This is a genomic window from Aerococcus kribbianus (assembly GCF_026805545.1).
Classification (GTDB): Bacteria; Bacillota; Bacilli; order Lactobacillales; family Aerococcaceae; genus Aerococcus; species Aerococcus kribbianus.
On record NZ_JAPRFR010000001.1, the window covers coordinates 678,244 to 701,731 of the forward strand.

The 23,488-nt window shown below is 38.0% G+C and carries 21 protein-coding genes and 1 tRNA gene; 5 read left to right on the forward strand and 17 right to left on the reverse strand.

Features of this window, described 5'->3' with window-relative positions; all coding sequences use genetic code 11:
* Positions 1-3 precede the first annotated feature (3 nt).
* The 3 genes from OW157_RS03180 to brnQ form a co-directional block, all read right to left on the reverse strand.
* Positions 4-468: an NUDIX hydrolase gene (locus tag OW157_RS03180; RefSeq protein WP_268751887.1), complete on the reverse strand. Its 465-nt coding sequence runs from the start codon at positions 466-468 to the stop codon at positions 4-6.
* Positions 468-1,343, reverse strand: coding sequence for a DegV family protein (locus OW157_RS03185; protein ID WP_268751888.1), 876 nt, complete (start codon positions 1,341-1,343; stop codon positions 468-470). Before OW157_RS03185 ends, OW157_RS03180 begins: the two co-directional genes overlap by 1 nt.
* 148 nt (positions 1,344-1,491) lie before the next feature.
* Positions 1,492-2,847 (reverse strand): branched-chain amino acid transport system II carrier protein, encoded by a 1,356-nt coding sequence (gene brnQ / locus OW157_RS03190; RefSeq protein WP_268751889.1) that lies wholly within the window; start codon positions 2,845-2,847, stop codon positions 1,492-1,494.
* A 179-nt stretch (positions 2,848-3,026) separates the two neighbouring features.
* On the opposite strand from brnQ, the gene OW157_RS03195 reads away from it, so the two are divergent.
* Complete coding sequence (locus OW157_RS03195; RefSeq protein ID WP_268751890.1) at positions 3,027-4,541, forward strand: FAD/NAD(P)-binding protein; 1,515 nt, start codon at positions 3,027-3,029, stop codon at positions 4,539-4,541.
* Between the two features lie 106 nt (positions 4,542-4,647).
* Here OW157_RS03195 and OW157_RS03200 read toward each other — a convergent pair whose 3' ends face one another.
* From OW157_RS03200 to map, 5 genes are all read right to left on the reverse strand, one after another.
* The gene (locus OW157_RS03200) at positions 4,648-5,541 is read right to left on the reverse strand and encodes a DNA/RNA non-specific endonuclease (protein WP_268751891.1); all 894 of its coding nucleotides are present in this window, start codon (positions 5,539-5,541) and stop codon (positions 4,648-4,650) included.
* 88 nt (positions 5,542-5,629) lie between these two features.
* Entirely contained in the window at positions 5,630-6,601 is a 972-nt protein-coding gene (locus OW157_RS03205; RefSeq protein WP_268752245.1) for a GMP reductase, read from the reverse strand.
* A gap of 766 nt (positions 6,602-7,367) precedes the next feature.
* On the reverse strand, positions 7,368-8,297 hold the full coding sequence (locus OW157_RS03210; RefSeq protein ID WP_268751892.1) for an LCP family glycopolymer transferase: 930 nt from the start codon (positions 8,295-8,297) through the stop codon (positions 7,368-7,370).
* Complete coding sequence (locus OW157_RS03215; protein WP_268751893.1) at positions 8,297-9,676, reverse strand: LCP family glycopolymer transferase; 1,380 nt, start codon at positions 9,674-9,676, stop codon at positions 8,297-8,299. The genes OW157_RS03210 and OW157_RS03215 overlap by 1 nt, the downstream gene beginning before the upstream one ends.
* Before the next feature lie 226 nt (positions 9,677-9,902).
* Positions 9,903-10,658 (reverse strand): type I methionyl aminopeptidase, encoded by a 756-nt coding sequence (gene map, locus OW157_RS03220; protein ID WP_268751894.1) that lies wholly within the window; start codon positions 10,656-10,658, stop codon positions 9,903-9,905.
* A gap of 364 nt (positions 10,659-11,022) precedes the next feature.
* Between map and OW157_RS03225 the strand changes: the two genes are divergently transcribed.
* From OW157_RS03225 to OW157_RS03240, 4 genes are all read left to right on the forward strand, one after another.
* Positions 11,023-11,673 carry a GntR family transcriptional regulator gene (locus tag OW157_RS03225; protein ID WP_268751895.1) on the forward strand — a complete coding sequence of 217 codons (651 nt, stop codon included), beginning with the start codon at positions 11,023-11,025 and terminating at the stop codon, positions 11,671-11,673.
* Positions 11,674-11,891: 218 nt separating this feature from the next.
* Positions 11,892-13,133: an aminopeptidase gene (locus tag OW157_RS03230; RefSeq protein ID WP_268751896.1), complete on the forward strand. Its 1,242-nt coding sequence runs from the start codon at positions 11,892-11,894 to the stop codon at positions 13,131-13,133.
* Positions 13,134-13,160: 27 nt separating this feature from the next.
* Positions 13,161-13,463, forward strand: a complete 303-nt coding sequence (locus OW157_RS03235) for a hypothetical protein (protein ID WP_268751897.1) — start codon at positions 13,161-13,163, stop codon at positions 13,461-13,463.
* A gap of 6 nt (positions 13,464-13,469) precedes the next feature.
* Complete coding sequence (locus OW157_RS03240; RefSeq protein ID WP_268751898.1) at positions 13,470-15,116, forward strand: ABC transporter substrate-binding protein; 1,647 nt, start codon at positions 13,470-13,472, stop codon at positions 15,114-15,116.
* 47 nt (positions 15,117-15,163) lie between these two features.
* On the opposite strand, the gene OW157_RS07615 is transcribed toward OW157_RS03240, so the two are convergent.
* From OW157_RS07615 to OW157_RS03280, 9 genes are all read right to left on the reverse strand, one after another.
* Positions 15,164-15,547, reverse strand: a complete 384-nt coding sequence (locus OW157_RS07615; protein ID WP_417882739.1) for a GtrA family protein — start codon at positions 15,545-15,547, stop codon at positions 15,164-15,166.
* Positions 15,548-15,617: 70 nt separating this feature from the next.
* On the reverse strand, positions 15,618-16,679 hold the full coding sequence (locus OW157_RS03245; protein ID WP_268751899.1) for an N-acetylneuraminate synthase family protein: 1,062 nt from the start codon (positions 16,677-16,679) through the stop codon (positions 15,618-15,620).
* Between the two features lie 10 nt (positions 16,680-16,689).
* Positions 16,690-18,318 (reverse strand): cytidylyltransferase domain-containing protein, encoded by a 1,629-nt coding sequence (locus tag OW157_RS03250; protein WP_268751900.1) that lies wholly within the window; start codon positions 18,316-18,318, stop codon positions 16,690-16,692.
* A 33-nt stretch (positions 18,319-18,351) separates the two neighbouring features.
* Positions 18,352-18,424 (reverse strand) — tRNA-Arg (locus OW157_RS03255).
* An 8-nt stretch (positions 18,425-18,432) separates the two neighbouring features.
* Positions 18,433-19,392: a glycosyltransferase family 2 protein gene (locus OW157_RS03260; RefSeq protein ID WP_268751901.1), complete on the reverse strand. Its 960-nt coding sequence runs from the start codon at positions 19,390-19,392 to the stop codon at positions 18,433-18,435.
* Positions 19,393-19,409: 17 nt separating this feature from the next.
* Positions 19,410-20,540, reverse strand: coding sequence for a polysaccharide pyruvyl transferase family protein (locus tag OW157_RS03265; RefSeq protein WP_268751902.1), 1,131 nt, complete (start codon positions 20,538-20,540; stop codon positions 19,410-19,412).
* Positions 20,533-21,207, reverse strand: a complete 675-nt coding sequence (locus OW157_RS03270; protein ID WP_268751903.1) for a CatB-related O-acetyltransferase — start codon at positions 21,205-21,207, stop codon at positions 20,533-20,535. The genes OW157_RS03265 and OW157_RS03270 overlap by 8 nt, the downstream gene beginning before the upstream one ends.
* Positions 21,197-22,636 carry a lipopolysaccharide biosynthesis protein gene (locus OW157_RS03275; RefSeq protein WP_268751904.1) on the reverse strand — a complete coding sequence of 480 codons (1,440 nt, stop codon included), beginning with the start codon at positions 22,634-22,636 and terminating at the stop codon, positions 21,197-21,199. The genes OW157_RS03270 and OW157_RS03275 overlap by 11 nt, the downstream gene beginning before the upstream one ends.
* Entirely contained in the window at positions 22,626-23,477 is an 852-nt protein-coding gene (locus OW157_RS03280; RefSeq protein WP_268751905.1) for a glycosyltransferase, read from the reverse strand. Before OW157_RS03280 ends, OW157_RS03275 begins: the two co-directional genes overlap by 11 nt.
* Between the last annotated feature and the right edge of the window lie 11 nt (positions 23,478-23,488).

Genomic DNA, 23,488 nt, shown 5'->3' on the forward strand with positions numbered 1-23,488 from the left:
ACCTTATAACATCTTTTCTTCAACTTTCATGAGTTGACGACTGTCATCATAATAAAATTTTAGATCAAATGGCCCCTGGTCAGCCATAATCGCACGAATAAAAATTTGATCCCCTTCCCACAAGTCTAAATCTAAGACTTGATTTTTAGGAATCCAGGCCAGAACACCTTCATTTGTTTCGCTAAACTCGCGACTCCCTATACGACCAGTATAAACCATAATCAACATTGGTTCTTGGTCAGCATAGAAAAAGGTCACAAAGCCCTGAAAAACGGGCGCTAATAATTCTTGGCCCGTCTCTTCTAGGACTTCACGTTGGGCACATTCTAATGGAGACTCTCCATATTCGAACTTGCCGCCAACGCCAACCCACATATTTTCATTAATATCGTTTGCTTTTTTGACACGATGAAGCATTAACCAGTCGTCTTGGTCTTCAATATAAATTAAGGTGGTTAACTTCATCATTACCCCTCAATCCGCGCCTTGGCAAGTGTTGCCATACCTAAGCATCCCTTACCGCCATGGGTACCAACAACAGGTGTCAAATATTTAATTACTGAAGGCATATCAGGATGATCAGCGATAACATCATCACGTAATTGCTCAATTTCCGTTTCGGCATCCCCATGGGCAAATGCTAAGGCGACGTGTCCATTGTATTGGTCATAAGCTTGATTGAAAAGGTCTCGATAAGTTTTTTTTACCTTTTTAAGCGAGCGCACCTTATCATAAACTGCTAGACCACCTTCATTAGTGAAATTCAAAATAGGCATAATTTTAAGCATGTTCCCTAACATAGCTTGCATAGCTTTCATACGCCCACCTTTTACTAAATTGTTTAAGTCCTTGATAGCGACATAAATTGTTGAATGATCTGTCACCCATTGGATTTCATCAAGAATGGCTTCTTCCTCCATGCCTGACTCAATCATTCGCAAGGCTTCCAATACAATATGTTCGCTATAAACAGAAACACCCTTAGTATCGATACAATGAATAGTAATTTGATCTTGGTAATCCGCAGCCACCATTTGGCCAGTTTGGAAAGTACCACTCAAAAGCGATGACATAAGGAACATAAAAACAACATCATAGTCCTTGCTCACAATGTCATCAAAAATCGCTATATAGTCCCCTGGTTTAGGTTGGGACGTTGTAGGTAATTCACTTACCCGACTTAACTTATCATAGAAATAAGCCACTTGGTCGGCTTCAGTGGAGTCCACCATTGTTTCTCCATCTTTAAAGTTTAGGGATAAGTCAACCTGATAAATATCATCACGTGCTCGTAACTCATCCGATAAACCTGCTGTACTATCAACGATAATCGCTGCTTTCATGGCGTCGTATCCTTTCTACACTTGTATTAAGTATAATTGTATCATTTTTACCCTGGATTATGTATCATTCTCACCAAAAAAATCAAAACATTTATTCTCCATAAAAAAGAGAGGCTGCGACTTTGGTCACACCCTCTCACTATTAGATTTAAATATCAATTTTTCTTTTTTGCCATTGGATAAATAATAATCCCACAATCAAGCCTATTAAGGAAGGTACTAACCAAGCAAAGCCATAGTCATACAAGGGGAATATCCGACTCCCCAAACTTTGCCAAGAGTCACCACTGACCCAATCATAAAAAGGCGCGGGTAGGGTCTTAACAAAATCAAAGAGCGCCGGAATTAGAGTAAAAGCCGTCACCCATTTATATAGGGACTTGTGGATGATATAACGATCAAACAAAGCCAATACAATTAAAACAATCGCTAAGGGGTAAAGTAACATTAGAACTGGTAAGGAAAAGGCAATAATATTGGTCAAGCCCACATTAGCCGCTAGGAAAGACACCAAAGTCACAATGACTGTCCACCATGACAAGGATAAGCGTCCTCCGAATAGGTCATAGAAAGTTTCTGAGCAAGCCACAATTAAACCAACTGCAGTCTTCAAGCAAGCCACAAACATGATAATGGCCAAAAGCAAGAGACCCACTGCACCAAAATAATGAGAAGTTATTTGTGCAATAGCAATTCCACCATTTTCAGCACTCGGAAAAAGGCCGCGACTTTGTGCCCCTAACAAGGCCAAACAAGCATAAATGATTCCCATTGCTAAAATGGCAAATAAACCTGATTTTACAGTTTCAATTCCAATATGACTAGGATCCATAACACCTAGAGAGCGAATTGCGTTAACAATAATAATTCCAAAGGCTAGGCTAGCCAAGGCATCCATCGTGTTATATCCTTCCAAAATTCCTTGGGTAAAAGCCCCTTCCTGATAGACTGGATCTGGAACAATTGTAGCCGGATTTCCTAAGGGGTGCCAGAAGGCTACCACAATAATAACCGCTAATAAAACTAAAAAACTAGGATTTAAATAGCGGCCAATATAGTCCAAAATCTTTCCTGGGCGTCGGGCTAATAAATAAGCCAAAGCAAAAAAGACTGCTGTATATAACCACAACCAAAGTTTACTTGACTCACTAGGGACCATTCCCGCTAAACCAACCTCAAAGGACACTGTGGCCGTACGCGGAATAGCAAAAAAGGGACCAATTGTTAAGTAAAGAGCCAAAGTAAAAAAGTAAGAATAACTTTTAGACACCTTTTGGCTCAAATCTTGTACCCCTTGGCTATGCGACATCCCCATTGCAGCGACTCCTAACAAAGGTAAACCCACTGCTGTAAGAATAAAACCTGAAACCGCTTGCCAAACATTATTCCCCGCTAGTTGCCCCATTGATACTGGAAAAATAATATTTCCCGCTCCAAAGAAAAGACCAAACAAGGTCGAAGCAACTATTAGAATTTCTTTAGTATTTAACCTTTCTTTCACCATCTTACTCATCCTTTTTTAATTTATTTCTTTTTAAATTATCATACTTTTACCAACAATGCTATATCATTCTTATTGTTTATTTTCTGTGTTATAATAGGACGATGTCATTAGAAGCGGTATAATCACTTTATTCGATATTTCCGCTAATAAATTAAATGATTGGGGATGGAGGGCCTAATATGAAAATTGCCATCGTCGGACTCGGTTTATCAGGTTCTGGAGTACTTAGAGAACTATTAAACCGGCTCCCCCAAAAAGATTCTGACCAACAAACAATCGATATTTATGAAAGAAAAGACCACTTAGGGAATGGTTATCCTTATGCTCAAGATGCCACAGAAATCTTGATGAACTCTTCCCCAGGTGACCTTAGTATCAACCCTGATGATCCTGATGAGTTTGTTGTCTGGGTCAAAGAAAACTACCCTGAAATCGCTGAAAGCCACGACTTCATCCCTCGACCTATTTATGGGGACTACTTAAACAAAAAAGTCCAACCTTTATTGGCGGATTCTCGAGTCAACGTTATTAATCAAAAAGTTCATAATGTTTTACCGATTAGGGTTGACGGGCACGCAGCTTATCAACAAAACCATAAGCCTTATCATTATCAATTAGCTTTGGAAAATGGTGAGCTTACAGAAGCTTATGATGGCGTATTTCTCTGTATCGGCCACCCGCCCTATGCCGACCATTACCAACTGATGGGCGCAGAAAATTATATCCATAATCCCTATCCAGTACGAGAAAAATTATCCCAACTCGATAAAAGTAAGAAAGTTGCCTTAATCGGATCAGGTTTATCTAGTTTAGACGTCATGCGTTATCTACAACTTCATGATGATCATGATTGGGGCCATGCCATTTCCTTCTATATACGGAATCTTCCCTTCACAATTGTACGTAAACCAGTCTTTGACCGTTCTAGCCGCTTCTCCTTATCTAAAGAATGGATAGACGAAGAAAAGCAAGGTAATAACGGCCTTTTACCCCTAGACCATCTACTTGCAAAAATTAAAGGTGATTTTCAAGCAAGTGGCATTGATTGGCGGCAATTAATTGCTAAATACGGTGAGGGCAGTATTGAACAGATCCGTTATGAACTTAACCATGAGGACGCTATGTTAGAAGCCTTGCAAGGCTATATCGATCGAATGAAACCCCTATTATCCGAAATTAATATGAGTTTATCCGCCTCAGACTGGCAACGTATGCAATCTGACTACCTCTCTGATTTTGAACATTTCCGGAATCAATTGGCCCAACCAGCCATGGAAGATATTCTAATCTGGCAATCGCAAGGTAAGCTAACCATTGAATCTGGGCTCAAAGATATCAAAGCCACTGACAATGGCTTCGAAATGGTAATGGCTGACCGTACCGATACAGTGGACATTGTCATAAATACTGCTGGCTTTGAAAAAAATGTAGGCAAAGCAGCCCAACAAGATCCACTAATCCATAATTTATGGGAACAAAAGCTCATTACTTCTGGTAAAAATGGGCAATTCATCCAAGTCACCTGGCCGGAAAGCCAAATTTTTAACCAAAATCAAGGGGTTCACGACAGCCTCTATCTCTTAGGTTTTTGGATTTTTGGCACCCAATTTGGTAATAATAACGCTAGTATGTCAATCAAATCTGGTGAAAAGGTCGCCCGACATTTTATTGATTATTATTATAAAAATAACTAAATCCATTACTTCATACAGAAAAAAGCTGGGACAAAAATTCCCAGCTTTTTCTATACGAATTCTCAGATAAATCCTTTGGGCTAAACTTCTTTCATCTCATCTTACTTTATTCTAAGTGGCTGCTGCCATCTTTATAATTGAGATGAATTCCAGGTTGACGGTTAGGAATATAAACGTGAAAAGCTAACTGTCCATCATCTTCAATGGAATATCCTTCCATATAGACGCCTCTAGCCAATAATTCATCTCCTATAAAAACTGGTGTCACCCGATAACGGATGTGCACATCATTATTTTCAATATAAGCAGCAACATAATTTTCAAAAGGTAACATCCCATCCACATTAAAGGCCCGAGTTGCCGTTAATAGATTCAAGACATTGGCTTGTTGACCGGTTAATTGGTAACCAATCAAATGTGAACGATTATAAAGCCATGAGCCTTCAACTTGTCCAGGATAGCGCATTTGCCGCCATCCTGTAGGTTCGACATGGCTCAAAGAGTCTCGACTATCCTCATCAGCTGGCATTAAGTCGCTAGCTAATAAGGCATTGGCTTGCCCCACACGATTGAGGTCATCCAAAGGGGAATAAGCTTCCCACGTATTTTGCTGGCTCTCTAAATCTTTGCTAGTAAATAAGGGCACATTCCCATTAACAACCTGATAGTCATCACCTGCTGGTACTTCTAAGTCTTGGCTATGGAGCGCTTGTTCTTGTTTAATAATCTTCTGGTCAGCCTGACTCGCCTTATCTGATGTAAAGGCTTGTTTACTACTAGAATTAAAATAGGGCACTCCTTTACTTTTCTCTTCTTCTTGGGAAAACTGGGCCCAAAAATCTTGATAAAGACTCTCCACCTGATCATCAGAAGTCGTCAACTCTTCTTCAGTAATTTGCTGAGCTAAACTAGAGCCAACACTTAAAAACAAAATAACCACTAAGCAGATTAGTAAGGACCACAGTCCATTAGTCTGCAATTTTTGTCTGTGTTTTTTCATCCTTACCCCCCAAAACGCAAAAAGTAAAGTCTAAAGAAGACTTTACTTTTATTATATCATTTTTTATTTAAGCCGTGTTTGATTGAATTTAACGGTCACCGTTAAAGATACTAGGCACGACCATATAATCAACGGTTCGAATAGCGTGCAAATCTCTACCCCCAGCATAAGAAATAGAACTTTGTAAATCTTCCTTCATTTCTTGTAAAGTTGAGAAGACGGACCCCCGACTTTCAATTAACATTTTCTTGCCTTCAACATTTTTGTAGATTCCTTTTTGATGCTCAGAAGCGGATCCAAAATATTCTTTAAATTTAACACCATTTTCTTCACTTTCTACACCTGGTGATTCTTCGTGAGCTGCTAACAGTGATCCAATCATCACCATTGACGCACCAAAACGAATACTTTTCGCGATATCACCGTTAGTCCGAATCCCACCATCAGCGATAATCGGTTTACGGGCTGCCTTAGCACATAAACGAATGGCATCTAATTGCCAGCCAGCTGTCCCGAATCCAGTTTTTATTTTTGTGATACATACGCGACCAGGGCCAACCCCAACTTTTGTGGCATCTGCACCAGCATTTTCTAAGTCCCGAACGGCTTCAGGCGTAGCAATATTTCCCGCAATAACAAAGGCATCAGGTAAGGCTTGTTTAATATATTGGATCATATCAATCACAGATTGGGCATGCCCATGAGCGATATCAATCGTAATATAGTCTACTTTCTCACCAGAAGCTTGTAATTCATCAATAAACTCATATTCTTCCGCTTTAACGCCCACAGAAATTGAAGCGTAAAGACCACGCGCATTCATATCCTTAACAAAATCTAAACGTTTCTCAGGATTGAAGCGATGCATAATGTAAAAATAATTGTTTTCAGCTAATTGAATAGCTAGGGATTCGTTGAGCACAGTTTGCATATTAGCCGGCACAACGGGAATTGCAAAACGGCGGGGACCAAATTGAATGCTTGTATCACATTCACTCCGACTATCAACGACACATTTAGCAGGAATTAGTTGGACTTGTTCATAATCAAAAGTTTGCACAGGATTTTCTCGCCTTTCTGTCTCAAAATGTAATTTCAACACACAAAATCTATTCTACTGATTTTAACTCTATTTTGCAATGTCTTTGTTTCGAATAAACGAGGATGCGAGCAAATGCGGTAAGAGCGAGAGATTTGAGCCAATAGGCAAAAGATATGAACTTAAATCTTTTAGGCTATTGGACAAATATCCGAAGCTCTTGCTTTTGCGAGCTCGACTAAAGGGTGCGACAAAAGTCGCTAAGAACAGAAGCCTTGGACTAAAACTCGAAAGATGGCAAACGGCCATCAGAGAGCTTTAGGAAAGGCTGTCTGTTCTGACTTTTGGAACCCGACTGTGAGGATCAGATGAAAAACGGTTAGCCCCAAAGGATTTGTCTGCAAATGGGAAGTATTCGTAGAATATTGACTCATTTACAGAAAATACTGATGGGGCTGCATTTCAGAACTCGACTAAAGGGTGCGACAAAAGCCGCTAAGAACAGAAGCCTTGGACTAAAACTCGAAAGATGGCAAACGGCCATCAGAGAGCTTTAGGAAAGGCTGTCTGTTCTGACTTTTGGAACCCGACTGTGAGGATGAGATGAATACGGTAGGACAGAAGCCTTGGACCAAAAGACTGAAGATAGCAACTAGCTATCAAAGTCTTTTGGGAAACGCATGTCAGTCCTGCTTTTCAGAACCCGACTAGAAGGATGAGATGAAAACATATAACTAGGATAAATCGAAGAGGCCGGGACTTATGTCCCGGCCTCTTTGAACCCTTCTTATTCTAATTCTAAATTTTCTCGCAAACTGGTCGATACTTCTTGGATTTGTTGGTCAGATACATAATTCATGGAAGCACCAGTACTTGACGTACCCGTTGTCCCCGCTAGGTCCAAGCTCTCCACATCTGAAGAATCCACACGATAATTCAAGGCTAAGCTAGCCATCTCACTAGCTGTCAAATTGGTATTGACGTAATTTTCCACCGTATTAAATAAAGGACCTACCTGAGTAACAATAGCCGGGCTAGAGAACTTATCCAGTAAGGCTAGTAAAAGTGCTCGTTGTCGCCGATTTCGGCCAAAGTCACCTTCTGGATCTTCGTAGCGCATCCGTACAAAGGCTAAAGCCTGATCTCCCGATTGAATATTAACCATTCCTTGAGGAAAATGATAGCCACTTTGTTCAAAGGCAAAATTATTTTCTACGGTTACGCCACCAATAGTATCGATAATATGTATTAAGCCTTCCATATCAACAGTGGCATAGTAGTCCACCGGTACGTTCAATAAACTCTGGACGGCATTAATCGCACCTGAAACCCCATTACTTGCATAAGCTGAATTCATTTTGCTTTCAGTGCCTGGAATTGGCGTATCCCGAGGAATAGAGACCATCTTGGCTTTCCCGGTATTAGGATTGACTGTCACTAAGATCATTACATCTGAATTCTCTTCCAAACGTTCTGAATTATGATCAACTCCTAATAGTAGAAAGGATATCGGGTCTTCGTCCGAAACATTGGCCTCTTCACTCCGTATATTTTCTACTTCACCGTCAGAAACTGGTTGATAGATAGCATCAGTCGTACGGTTTAAACGACTATAGCCCCATACTCCTGCTCCAACAATAAGTAAAAGGACAAGCACCAGTAGCCAAGGCCACTTCCGCCGTTTTTTGGTCTTATAAGTTCGTCTTGTTTTCGACATTATTGCTCTTCTCCGTTCTCTCCAACTGCTTGATTAGGATCAATCACTGCTTCATTCTCTACATTACCTTCATCAACAGGGGCATTTTCAATTGGTGATTGGTCATACACTGACCCACCATAGCTTTGCCCACTGTCCTCACCTGGTGGGGTCAATTCTAATCCTGGCTGACTACTCTCTAACCCTTCATCTAAACCTGGTTGACCTGGCAAGACATTGTCCTGACTGCCTTCTCTTTGGGCATCACGCAGGGCTGCTTGTAATTCGGCCTCAGTATAAACTCCTGGTTGCACTGGCATGTCTTCACTCTCAATAATCAAGTTTCCATTGACATCGACTGTGGAGAAATATTCTTCAGGCACACCATATTCCACTGGATAAACAATTCGGGTATCAGAATCTTCCGATAAGCCTAATGATTGACGAATGGCATTGCTTACTCGCAAACGTTCTTCTTCGGGAATATAGAGATAATAACCGAAACTTTGGTTTAAGTCTAAATAATTTTGCACGGTCAATTTATTTAAGTTTTGTAGGGCATCCAAATAGTTTTGTTGTAGGGCGACCATATCCTCTAAGCGAAGGTCCGTTTTAATATTGTCATCTAGGCTATCCAAAACATCTTGGTATTTAGTGATAGTGCCTAAACTGGCTACCTTCTTAATCACCGCTTCGACCACTTCTTGTTGGCGTTTTTCTCGACCAATATCCCCTTCTGGATCTTCCTTACGCATACGGGCATAGTGGATGGCTTCTTCACCATTCAAGACTTGAGTTTTTCCTGCTTCAAACTCAGCTCCGTCTTGAGTAAAGGTTAATGAAGGCGTGATTTCAATGCCTCCTAAATGATCAATGACATCAATGAAGCCTTGCATATTTACTGACACATAATAATCGATAGGAATATCGAAATACCGCTGTAAAGAGTCAATCGTGGCATGTATGCCGTGCTTCATATAGGCATGGTTGAGTTTATCGAAGTCATCACTCTCTCCAATAGGACCCAAGGTATCACGGGGGACCGATGTTATCGTTGCCGATTCCGTTTCCGGATTAATAGTGATGATCATCATTACATCTGTTCGGCCATCTTCAACATCTTCATAGAATAAGGCACCATTATCAATACCCGTTAATAAGATAGAAATGGGTTCTTTCTCTTGTAAAACTTGGTCAGCATCCCGTCGTTTGTTACTATTCGCTTGCTCATAGATTTGGTTGGTAAAGCTCATTAAGTCTGAGCCAAAACGAAAAAGCAAGAAGCCCACCACTAGTAGAATAGGCAAGAAAACCCATCGTTTCTTACCCGAAAATACTGAGCGCTGACGACGTTGTTGGCTATGTCGTTGCGAATTATCTTTATGATTAAGATTAGCCATGGCGACCCTTTCCTTATCTTGAATTTTTTCTCAAGGACGGAGAACAAACGCTCCATCCTTGAACTTAATATAAAACCAATTATAGCAAATAAAAATGTAATTGAAGGTGACAAATAAATTAAGATTATTTAAAAACTAGCCCTATTTTTTAATAGAATAGGCTAAGGTCGGCAGTTCTATCCAGCCTTAGCCTTAACAAGACATCATATAAGTCTTTTGTCCCAAACTAATCTTTTTGCTTGGTAAAGATACGAGGACCTTCCTTAGTGATGGCTAAGGTATGTTCAAATTGACAAGACAAGCCCCCGTCAATAGTACGTGCAGTCCAACCATTATCGTCCATTTTAGATTGCCAAGCGCCAGTATTTACCATCGGCTCAATTGTAATAGTCATTCCTTCACGTAAACGTTGGCCCCGACCAGCATTCCCATAATGTGGTACAGAAGGATCTTCATGCATAGTCGGTTGAATACCGTGACCAACAAATTCTTTAACCACTGACAATCCTTCAGATTCTACATATTCTTGAATGGCATGACCAATATCGCCAATACGATTGCCAACAACTGCTTGCTCAATGCCTAAATACATCGCCTTTTTGGTCACCGCCATTAAATGGTCCAATTCTTCATTTGATTGCCCAACTACATATGACCAGCAAGAATCTGCCATATATCCATCTAGAGACAAGACCGTATCTACGCCAACTAAGTCGCCAGATTTCAAAATTGTGTTTTTATCGGGGAAGCCATGACAAATTTCATCATTTACGGAAGTACAAGTAGCAAATTCATAACCTTCATAGCCAATTTGTTCTGGAATAGCCCCTGCTTGTCTTATTTTGTCCTCAACAAAGGCATCAATATCAGCAGTTGTTATGCCCACTTGGATATAATCGCGAAGTTGTTCATGGATTGACGCGAGCAAGGCTCCTGCGCGTTCCATTCCATCCAATTCACGACTCGATTTTAAAGTAATCATTTACTGACCATCCTTTCTAAAATTCTCCCCCATTATACACCATGAGAGCATAAAGTGAAATCAAGGACTGACAAGCTATTACTCCGTCTAGGCCTCGTCCTCTTATTATTTCTAATTGCAATCAGAATATGCTAAAATAGGATGCAGTAGTTTGCGCTTACGCAATTTACCACAATTAATAGCAGTATTATGTTATTGTATCAGGTGATTTATTCAAGGGATTAGCAATATAAACTTAAAGTAAACTTATGTAAAAAACCTTTTATTTTACTAGGATAGTATGGTAAAATACGACTTATGTTATAAATATTGTGATAATTTTTTCAACAATATTGAGATTATGAATAGATTACGAGGGATAGTTATGGTAAAAGGACAAAAACTTGAACATATTGCATACTTATATATTAAGAACCGCATTCTTATAGATGAATGGAAAACCGGCTACCATATCATTGAAGCGACCATTTCGGAAGACCTCGATGTAAGCCGTAGCCCAGTTCGTTCTGCCTTGAAGCGTTTAGACGAAGAAAATTATGTCGAAGCGAAACCTTACCGCGGTTACTTTGTTAAATATGATGGTCATGACGATCAAATTGTGGCGCATAAGCTACTCTATTTCCAAATCATTGGGTATCGCCTCTTAGAACGAATGCAAAAAATCAACCGTAAAAGATCGCATATCGATGCGATTGATGAAAGTCAACTCAAACAATTAATTGCCGCTTATCAAGATGGCGACAAAGACGCCTTTAATGAAGCAGCGGTTGCTTATTCAGAAGATTTCTTAAAGATTGCTGACCATCCAGTGCTTGTCGCTGAGGGTAAGGCCAATTTTGCTGATTTGCTTAGTGGCAGTCAAGATATCTTAGCTGGAAATGAATTCCACAAATTACAAACTATGTTAGTGATTTACTTAGAAGACATGACACGTTTGGTAAATGAAGAACGTTACACTGATTGTCAAGTCATTATCGATCTGATGACTAAACGCTTAACCAACATTCTACAATAGGTAAGTCACATACATAGACTAAGACTGGGAGAGAAATCCCAGTCTTTTTTCTTATAAGCACTAGTTAGACTAGGTCTATCCCTAATTTTTCTACCATTTCTTTTCGCAGTTTTTCGTGATATTTGCTATACTTTAAGAAACATCTATATGCCTCATTCAGAATTTTATCTGATACATAAAATAGTACCCGGCTAATAGATTACAAAGGAGTTTTACTGATGAAAAATTTTAACGAATTATTAGATCGTTATGCCCACCTATTGATTAATAAAGGTGTCAATGTCGAAGCTGGCGATAATTTAATGATATATATTGAAACACAAAATGCCCCCCTTGGTCGCCTATTAGCCAAACATGCCTATGCCAATGGTGCTGAACGTGTTTACTTTACCTGGCGTGACGAGGTCATCCAACGTCTAGAATACGAAAATGTCGACACTGAGAACTTGGCCAATGTGCCTGATTATGAAATTGATCGCCAAAACGACTTGATCAAAAACAAAAAGATTTCACGTTTATCTATTGTTTCAGGTGATCCCGATTTATTGAACGGCATTGCGAATGAAAAAATCGATACCGTTCAAAATAAACGTAGCCAGTCACTTAAAATGGTCCGGCAAGCTACCATGAATGACGATATCAAATGGACTGTCGCTGCCGCTGCTGACTTTGGTTGGGCCAAACATATCTTCTCTGATCTTGCTGACCAAGCGGAGAAAGCTACCATGGCCTTGTGGGAAGAAATCTTTAAAACTTGTCGGGTTTATGCCGATGACCCCGTGGACGCTTGGAATCAGCATCGTGACACGCTCGATGCCCATGCTGATTACCTAAACAAAGAGCAATTCAGTGAACTTCACTATCGTGCTCCTGGTACGGACTTGCACGTCGGTTTACCTAAAAACCATATCTGGATGAGTGCCGAAAGCTTTACCCCTGAAAACCGGCCTTTTATTGCCAATATGCCAACTGAAGAAGTTTTCACTGCTCCTGATACCCGTCGTATCAGTGGTCATGTGACTTCAACCAAACCACTAGCCTACGCTGGAACAACCATCGAAAATATTTATGTTGAATTCGAAGACGGGCAAATCACCAAGATTACAGCTGACAAAGGACAACAAATTATTCAAGACCTCGTCTTTAACAATGATGGCGCCCGTGGCTTAGGAGAAGTCGCCTTAGTCGCCCATGACAGTCCAATCTCACAAAGTAATTTGATTTTCTATAATACTCTCTTTGATGAAAATGCCTCTAACCACTTGGCCATTGGTGCTGCCTATCCAACAACTATCGAAAATGGTACCAAACTCTCTGAAGAGGAATTAGCCCAAGAAGGACTCAACATTTCACCCGTCCATGTCGACTTCATGATTGGATCTGCGGAAATGGATGTCGATGGTATCACCGCTAATGGCGAACGTAAAGCCATCTTCCGCAAGGGGAATTGGGCCCTCTAAGCCTAACCAGTGAATAAGGAGTTAGCTATGTCTAATAAACCACAAAAACGCCCTACAATTGACGAATTAAACCAACGCTTAAAAAACCTTGAAAATATGGACATTGAAAAAACTTTGGAGACCTTAGACAAAGGCTCTCCAAAGTTAAACTGGATTTACGTTCTTTTAGCCATGATCGTTATTTTTGTCTTGGTATGGGTGGTTTTAACCTTCCTACCAGGAGACAATGCTGGTGAGCAAACCGAATATAGCCACCAGGAAATTGAAGAATTAGAAGAACGCGTTAACCAGTTAGAAGAACGAATTGATGTAATAGAAGGTGGACAATAGTAACTTATGAAGAAACAAGCAAATATCAGCTCGCTAGCTTTTCTAATATTATTAATGAGCTTTTTGATTGTTGGGTGTGAGCAAGTTAGCCTTACAGATCCTGATAATCCGGACTCTACTGTTAATAAAGAAGCAGAAGTTGAAGAAGAACCTATCCCTACACCTAGGGAAATGATGAGTATCCTTACTCAAGAAAAGTTAAGCTCTCTCAATCCTAATAAAGTTGTGTCATATTTTGATGCCAGTGCAATGAATATGGCTTATGAAGGTCTCTACCGTCTTAATAAAGATGGTGAAATTATTCCTGCCAATGCAGATGGGAGTATTAAAATAGAGAATAACCTAGCAACCATTTCTTTACAAGATAGCCAGTGGTCAAATGGACAAGCCGTAACAGCAGAGGATTATGTTTATTCATGGCAACAGCTAGTTAACCCTCAACATAATAATCCCTACAAATCTTTGTTGACAGGAAAAATTGCCCAAGCACAAGAAATTGTCGAAAATGAAGCAGACATTAAAGACTTAGGTGTAAGAGCAATTGACGACAAAACCTTGGAAATTACCCTTGCTGACGACACCGTTACAGTCGAAACACTTGAAAAATTGCTAAGCCTTCCTCAACTGGCGCCTCTACCTAAAGACTTTATCCAAAAAGTTGGTTATGACGATTACGGTAGTGAATCAGCAAAAACATTATTTAATGGTCCTTATACAATTAATGGGTGGAGTCAAAATTGGGAAACTTGGCAATTTGTTAATAATGCCGAATATGCCAATAACGCTAAGCTCTCTTTCCCTAGCCAGTCAATTTCATACACCCATATAAGTAGTGAAAGTTTAGCCGAAGAAAGTTTCACAAACCAATTAGCGGATATCACCTATAGTTTTGATGATAAGTCAGAATATCCTAATATAACTAATTACAGTCTAATTTATAATCAAAGTAATCCTGATAGGAAAGAAACGGTGCTGGCTAATGAGGAATTAAGAGCCATACTATCCCAAGCAATTAACAAAAATAATATTGTTAAAAGACTTGAGGGAAATTATACGATTCAAAGCGCTAATAGTTTAAATCCCAGTGTAAATGATAAAATCAAAGAGAATAATGACACTTCAGATAATTTAGATCAAGAGTTTAATCAATTACTAGATGAACTCGATTATCAAGCCCTAGAACTTAACCTATTAACTGATGAGAGTAATGCCTCTATAGCCATCGCAAATACAATCAAAGATGAACTAGAAAATAACTTAAGTCATCTAGTCATCAACATTAAATCAATGCCTATAGATACTCAACGAAACTTTATGAATGACCATGATTTTGATATTAGTTTAATCAGTAGCCAAAATTACTTCCATACTAATAATTCACTTATTTATAGTAATTTACCTATCAATGTCTCAGAAGTTTCAACCAACCTATCTCTTTCTGATACAGACGTTTTAGCAATTGAGAATAAAATAATAAACAATCATACGATTACTCCTATTGTTAATATCACTAAAGGAATATCAGAGAATGATGACTCTGTTGTAAATTCACCTTATCGCTCACAAGGATTCCTCTTCGACTTCGAAAATACTGATTATGATAAAAACGAAACAACAATACCTATCCCTACCGAAGAAGAAGAAACAGAATAAATAAAAGCCCTGTCCGAGTAGACAGGGCTTTTCGCTATTCAAAATAATTAGGCTTTAAATAAAAAACGTCGTGAGTTATAATTCCAAATCATTACTACAATTGTTGCTAATAGCTTGGCAAATAAATAATATAAAGAAAAATATTCAACCGATACGAATACAAGGACTTGGTTAATAACCAACCCAATAGTAGAGAATAGAAGAAAGTAAAGCAATTCAAAGCGATTGGGATTTTGGCTATCAGTCATGAACACATATGATTTACTCATAAAATAATTAAATACTGTTGCGCCAACAAAGCTAAAAAACGCCGAATAAATATAGTATATGTGGAAGGCCTCTGTTAGTAAAAATAATAAACAAAAATCTAAAGCTGTCGTAACTAGTCCCAAACCAGCAAATTTTATAATCCTCATTATGTTATATTTCATTTACTTCACCTTCTACTAACTATAAAAAAGAGCGGGATATTATTCTACCCGCTCTTTTATTTTAATAGACCTAAGATAACATATCTGCTTGTAAAATTGTATCTTCATCTAGATCTTCTTTAATTATTTTTCCAATTACTTCTTCTACATGCTCAGGCGAAAGACCTGTTCCTGGCCGTTTAAAAGTTAAATCTTCACGCCTTAGTTGGTGACCAGCTTTCACAGCTTGAGTTAAAACAATCGAACGACGCGCATTTTGTCTAGCAGCTGATTGACTTTCGATATCAATCTCAGTTGACCCACTTATTTGCATTTGGAAGTCTAAGCCTTGTTTAAGAACTTTCATATCTTCAGGATCCATGGCATGATAGTGATCATTACCTGGCAAACTTTTATCTAGGGTATAGTGTTTCTCAATAACTGGCGCGCCCATTGCTACAGCTGTTTTAATGACATCCATATTGGTATCCGGCTTAGTATGGTCGGAATAACCAATGATATAGTTAGGAAATTCTTCCTTTAAGCTACGAATGACATTCAAATTGGCATGCTCATAAGGCGTTGGGTATTCTAATACACAATGAAGAAGGATAATCTGTTTGTTACCTGTTTTCTCAATTGTTTCCACTGCCTGATGGATCTCTTCTAAAGTAGAAGCACCAGTTGATAGTAAAACTGGCTTTTGCTTACTGGCTTGGTGAGCAATAAATGGTAAATTGGTTAAATCAGATGACGAAATTTTATAAACTGGCATTAAATCTTCCAGATAATCAGCTGATTCAAAATCAAATGCTGTTGAGAAAAAATCAATTCCTTTGTCCTTGCAGTAGTGAGAGAGCTCTTTATATTCTTCATAAGCAAAAGAATCAAATTTTTTAAATAATTCATATTGTGAGGTGGTAGACTCTTCACTAGTATCCCAATAAGACGGTGAGAATTTAGAAGCAATCGTCTCTGCCTTATAAGTTTGAAACTTAACAGCATCCATACCAGAATCGATTGCTTGATCAATCATTAATTTAGCAGCTTGCATTGGGGTGATATTACGTTGTTGCGCAATATCATAATAATTCACACCAATTTCACCGATAACATAGTACCCTTGTTTCTTTATAGTCTCGAATAATGTCATTTAAGTTCTCCTAATCTAATATAATTTTTAATACGCGATTTAAGCCATTACGTAAATCATGAGATAACATTTGGGTATGCATTTGTTTTCTAACTTGCGGTGTCATAATCAACCAATTCAAAGTTCTAGCAATTGAATGGGAGTCTAATTGTTCTCCCAAGCCTAGATTAATAAAACCATTAGTCAAGTAGCCAAATTCATGAGTGAGTTCGCGTTTATTTTGAGCCATTAAAACAGTTGGAATGCCCAAGGAGGCCAATTCTAACATTGTTCTCCCTTGAGAGGAAACGGCAATATCAGCTTGACGCATATATTGCGACATCACCTTAACATCACGAAAGACGTCAATAGCTAGGTCAGACTCATTTGCCATTTGTTTTAATTTATCATAAGCTTGATTCCCTGGTCCTACAATAACTGTGAAATGCAAACTTTGGCTATGATCCAGTTGACCAAAAGTATTTATCAATTTTTCAGTTAAGTGACTAGGATCCACTCCTCCGAAAACCACTAATATTTCTTTTACTTGGTCTTGAAAAACTTTGGGTTCAGTAGTCATAAACTCATCCCTAAGAATGAAATAATCGCTTCCCCAATAAGAATTATTAGTCATTTTTTTCGGTGCATACAAGTCGTTAATCACCGCATCCGCTAATTTGGCACCTGGCCCCAAGTCTTCAAAGTTTATTACTCTAACATTTTTATCATTAAACAAACGCATAAAATCTAAGTCAGTATTTAATATATCATTAATCACGATATCTGCTTGATAGTCATCAATGACATCAACAATTTCTTGCGCATTATCTATAACAGTGAGAGGTAAAAAACTAGCTTCAATTAAACTGATAGCTAAATCAGAACGTTTTGTCGTCACAAAACGCACATTATGATTAATCAATGCATAAGCCAGAGACAAGCCACGATAAACATGCCCCAAACCTATTTTTTCGTAGCCTTCAACAAAAATTAGGATAGATTTTTTTGACAATTCATTTTCGGCTACCCACCAATCTTGAACAGTATCAATATCAATTGCTTCCGACTCAGGGATTTCAAAAACATCAATTGCTTGTCCTAAACGTGAGTTTGGTGACATGGATTGGCTATTGGTGATTAAAAAGGCACCTGTTTCTGAATAATTAGCCGGAAGATATTGCCTATTTAATCGTTCCTTATAATTAGGGACGATTTGTCCTTCATATTCGGTCCATGATAAATGTGGCCGATTAACTACGCTAATTAAACTATCACAGGAATTTTGAAAATAATAATCTAGCGCTTTATCAAGACTTTGCACAGTCAACAACGGTGAAGTTGCCTGCAAAGTAATAATCAAGTCGTAGCTTTTTCCTGTCTCGGCTTCCATCTTCTTATAAGCATCATAAATAACTGGATCCAAGGTGACGGCATCTTCACCTAAATTACTTGACCGCTCAACTACTTGAACATGTTCATTACGAGCTACTCGTGCTATTTCAACATCATCGGTAGATACACAAACATCTAAATTATAGGTTGAATTTTTAGCGTTATTTATCGCATAAGAAATCAGGGGTTTTCCATTTAATAACCGGACATTCTTTCTGGGTATCCCTTTAGATCCCCCTCTAGCTGGAATCACCGCTAAGATATTCATGTTTTTACCCTCCAAATATGAATTAATAATATACGACCCCAAGAAGAATCGAACTTCCGACACCTCGTTTAGGAAACGAGTGCTCTATCCGCTGAGCTATGGGGCCAAAGCTTTCTATTTACCTAAATAAGCTTTATACAATCTAGTATAAACCTTTGGCGAAGAATTGTATATCTTCCATGCCAGTTTTTTCTTCCAATCAATATTAGCTTGGTCGAAATCACTTTTATAGGATTGATAGACCTCTTTTAAGCGCTTATCATATTGCTTGAAATGCTCACTATTATCCGAGCAGGCTAGCTTAAACGCCGTTGATAGAAAACCATCAAAAGCACGACGCGCCGTTTTAGTCGTTAAATCAGGGAATGAAATTTTAACATCATCAAGAATTTTTAAACGCTCATAAACATTATCCATTTGTTTGGGATTAAAATTTTGCGCAACAATGCTTAACTTATTTTCATAATATAGGATACCAATTTTATCTGTAGTCAACACAGAACCAGCTTCCTTAACCACAGTATAAGAGACAATATTATCTTCATATAGAGTCCCCTCAGGAAATCGTGTTGTTTCCAGCAAAGATGCCTTATAAATTTTATTCCATGCATAGAAATCTAAACCATTATTATCTAAGATAGTCTGATAAGCTTGCTCATTATCGGTAGTGAAAGTATTATCAGCCTTTTTAATTTCTTCACTGCCATCTTCAAATACACGCTTTAAATTGAATATATATAAATCACAAGCTTGCTTTTGGTAATCAGCAATAAATGTTTCCATAATATCTAAAACAAACTCATCATCACTATCTAAAAAGGCAATATAACTACCAGTGGCTTGTTCAATTCCAGCATTACGGGCACTTGACAAGCCGCCATTCTCCTTATGAATGACCTTTATTCGTTGATCAGAGGCTGCTATTTCATCACACAATTGCCCAGAACCATCAGTTGAGCCGTCGTCTACTAGAATAATTTCCAAATCTTTATAACTTTGACTAGTACAACTATCCACCGCTCGTTTCAATGTATTAATCACATTATAGACTGGGATAATAATAGATATCAGCATTACTTATTCTCCTCACTCTAAGGTAATTGTTTAGTAAACTCTTGCATAATTGCATAGTTATCATCAAAGTTTTTATAAACACCGTTCATAAAATGATAGCCTGTGCTGCGATGCATATTAATTAAATGACGTAGTTCTTCGATTGCTTCAGGATTTAAATCAGCATATAATCTTTTATCTGATTTCAAACGTTTCAAAAGTAGGTTACTGGCTGTCGCAGCTTTCTTCCATAAGGATGGTAAAAAGGCGTCAACACCTTTTAGACCAATAGTATCTGACATCGATTTTCCACGACCATCTTCATGCAACATTAGAGAAGGTTTTCTGTAACTTAAGAAATATAGGTGAGCATGGAGGCGGAAGCCAATATGCATATCGACATCATCATATATGGCATAATTATCATATGAGAAAGCAATATCATATGAATTAATCCCTAGAGATTGGGCATAGTCTGCTAAGTCTTGCGTATTTTTAGCGTCTTCTGCAGAGGTAAATTGATCTTCCTTCCCAATACCACGATGAAAGACACAAATAATCTCTGCTTCTGGGTATTCTTCTTGGACTGTTTTCATCATATCCTTAGACATTTGTGAAAAACGCACATCTTGAGCAGGTGTGATAGCAATTTTTTTAACTTCTTTAATTCTTAAATCATAATCAAAACAATCAGGAACATACCATGATGCACAACCAGTTAACAGAACATTGTGAATACCGCTATTATTAAGAATAGTTTTAGTGTAGGCATCTCTTACACTAATACTAGCGCCATTATTTTTGAAGCGATTTAATAATTGCTTACTCTTTTCATTAAAAGAAAAATGTAAGGCATCTTTTAATGAACCACCTTTACTATTCCAGCCAACTGCCATAGGAATAATCGGCACTTTGATATCGTCAAGGTCTTCGGTGAGACGATAGGTTGTAGGATAAAAATCACGTGATACCGCTGGACCGCCCATTAAAATTAAGGCATTGGCATTATTGATTAGTTCTAGATGAGGTTCAAGCGCTTCTGAGCGACTTAATTGAACAAGTTCATAGTCAGGTCTTTCACGACGTAAAATTTGTTTACAACGTTCAGTAATTAAATAATCTCCAGCATTCTTCTGAGCACCGGTTAATACAACATAATATTTAGACATCATTTAATCTCCTTAATTCTTTGATGATTTCTTGATCTAAATCACGGGTAAATAACTGACTATTAGCTTGTAATTGTTCATCAGATAAGTCCCACCAATTTATTTTTTCTAATTTTGCTATCGTCGCAGGGTCAAACCGTAATTTTTTGACCTTAGCGGGATTTCCTACTACCACTTCATAAGGTTTAACATCATGCGTTACTATTGATCCCGCACCAACTATAGCGCCATTCCCAATTGTCACTCCAGGCATTATCACTACCTGGCAGCCAATCCATACATCATTAGCAATTTTAACACGTTTTTTTTCCTGCTGACCATCCTTGTTAACTAGTCCAAATAGTTTACGATAAGAAAAAGCATGAGTAGATAGGTGAGTCATAGGGTGTCCAGTTGCTCCGATAGTAACGTCCCAGGATATTGAACAAAACTTTCCAATGTCGGCTGACTCAATTTTGCTAAACCGCCCAATCGAGGTCCGATCACCAATAACAGAGCGATTGATTTCGGCGTCATGTGCCACATTATTATAAATACCAAAGTGAACGTCATTTAATCGTACATCATCAGCAACATATAAAGGATAACGATAATCGATACGCTGCCCATATTTCATTTTAAGTTGCAGCGTTTTTATCGCTTTTTTTAAGACTCCTTTAATTGTCATCCTTCTTCCTCCAGAATCTTGGTTTAATTTGCTTGTTGATAAAATCATTAATGTAATCTTTATATCTTAAATAGAAAACAACTAATAGTATTGCTAAAAGAATATAGCGAATAAGGAAATAATTAGTAAGCAAGGTAAAAATTGTAGTTAACAGGCACATTAATATAACCCATTTAATAATAAAATGATTTCCAATAATATCCTTCTCCGCTAAACGATTAGCAAAATAATAATGAATAGTAAAGAGAAGAATATAACCAGCTAGCGTGGTATAGGCTGCTCCAATAAAACCAAAACTAGGAATTAATAAAATATTTCCTACGATATTAAATAGGGCAGCACTCATTGTTCCTAAAGAAATCAATACTGTTCGCTTGTAAAAGATTTCAATATTCACATATAAACTATACACAAATTGAAAAAATAAGCCTAAAAGTACGGGAGGAATAACCCAAACACCATCTTGATACTCTGCTGGGCCAAAAATCCGTAACGCTTCCGGACCCACTGCTAACATACCAATAAAGAATAATGAAAAAGCATAGGTATAAGGCATGACAGCGTATTTAATTTCTTCATGGCTTTCCTCTTTCATTTTACCATAGAACCAAGGCGCCCAGGCTTGATTAAAAGAAGTCCATATTGTCGCTAATACTGAAGAGTAACTATAGGCAAGACTATACAGACCCACCTGGCCTGGCCCTTTATAGCGATTTATCAAAACTCGGTCGGACTGACTTAACAGATTATTCGACAAAGCATGAGGAATTAAGGGAACTGAAATGGTTAGGGCATAATGCCAGTAGTTTTTGTTATAGAAGGTTTTACCCTTCTTGATTATGCTAATAAATATAAAGAAACCAATAATTACAATCGGTAATTGTGTTCCAAAAATATAGCCCAAATACCGATTAGAATTTTGTAAAGAAACGAAAATAATAGATAAAATTGGTGCAAGTATTGAGACAATTAAAGACAGTACAACAAAGGCTTTATACTTCATTTGCGCCCGATGTTTAGATTGTAAAACATCAAAAGCGTTTACGAATATGATATTAAAAAACATCATATTGAATAGATCCATTGGAAGTCCTGTCCAGGAAACAACAAAATCGCCAAATAAATTGGCCAATAGATAAATAAGCGTCGTAGAAATTATAGAAAGAATACTAATAGACGAAATATATTCATCGTATTCTTTGTCTGTAAAATCATACCGCGCCAAATTTACAGAAGCTAAAATATTTAAAGTTCCAAGAATCGTCATAATTAACAACATGGAACGATAGGTATTATAAACCCCAAATTCTGCTGGTGAAATTAACCGCGTAATAATCGGAGTAGTTAAAATCCCAACTGCTTTAACTAGAAAATTGGAAATGACATACCAGCTTCCAGCTTTTAACGCCGTATTATTCTCATCCTTCACCTGTCCTCACCTCATCATCTTTTCTTAGGACTTTCTTATAGAGAAAAGTTCGCAACTTAATTGGCGTTAGATTGAAGATAAACTGCCCTGTTACCCGTACGATATAATCAACAGGATTTGCTAGTCCTACTTGATATATCTTATTATAGGCAGCCATTCCTGATTTGAAGTAAGACCAGCCACCACGCCGTTTGTACATTTCTTCATCAGCTCTTGCATAAACTAATTTATCAGGTAAATTAGCTGCTTGGGCGTCATTAGCTAGCATTCTCACCCACAAGTAGTAATCTTCATAGCCTTTTAAAGGCTGGTAATTACCAGCGGCTAAAACAGCCTCGCGGCGATACATAACAGTCATATGATTAAAAGGATTCCTTCGTTTGGCAAATTGATAAATGGCATCATGAGTTTCAGGAACAATGCGACTAGCCGTCACATGATCAACTGAATCACTAAACTCAAAAATATTAGATCCCAAGATATCAACTTCAGGATGTTGGCTCATATAGTCAACTTGTTTAGCAAAACGATTGGAGACGGCAATGTCATCAGTATCCATTCGCGCAATTAAATCATATTTAGCTAATTCAACGCCATCTGCTAAAGTATAACCCAATCCACGATTTTCACTAAAAGGAACTATATTCACTAAATCAGAGTACTTATCTTTATAAGTATGTAAAACTTCTTCCAGTTCTTCCGTTAAGGGTCCATCACATAGAATCAACATTTCATCGGGCAGCAAGGTCTGATTGACTAGACTTTCTAAACAAGCCGCTAAGTAATCTGGCTTCTCTTTCTTATACACTGACATTAAAACTGAAAATTTTATTGCCTTCATTAGAATCCCTC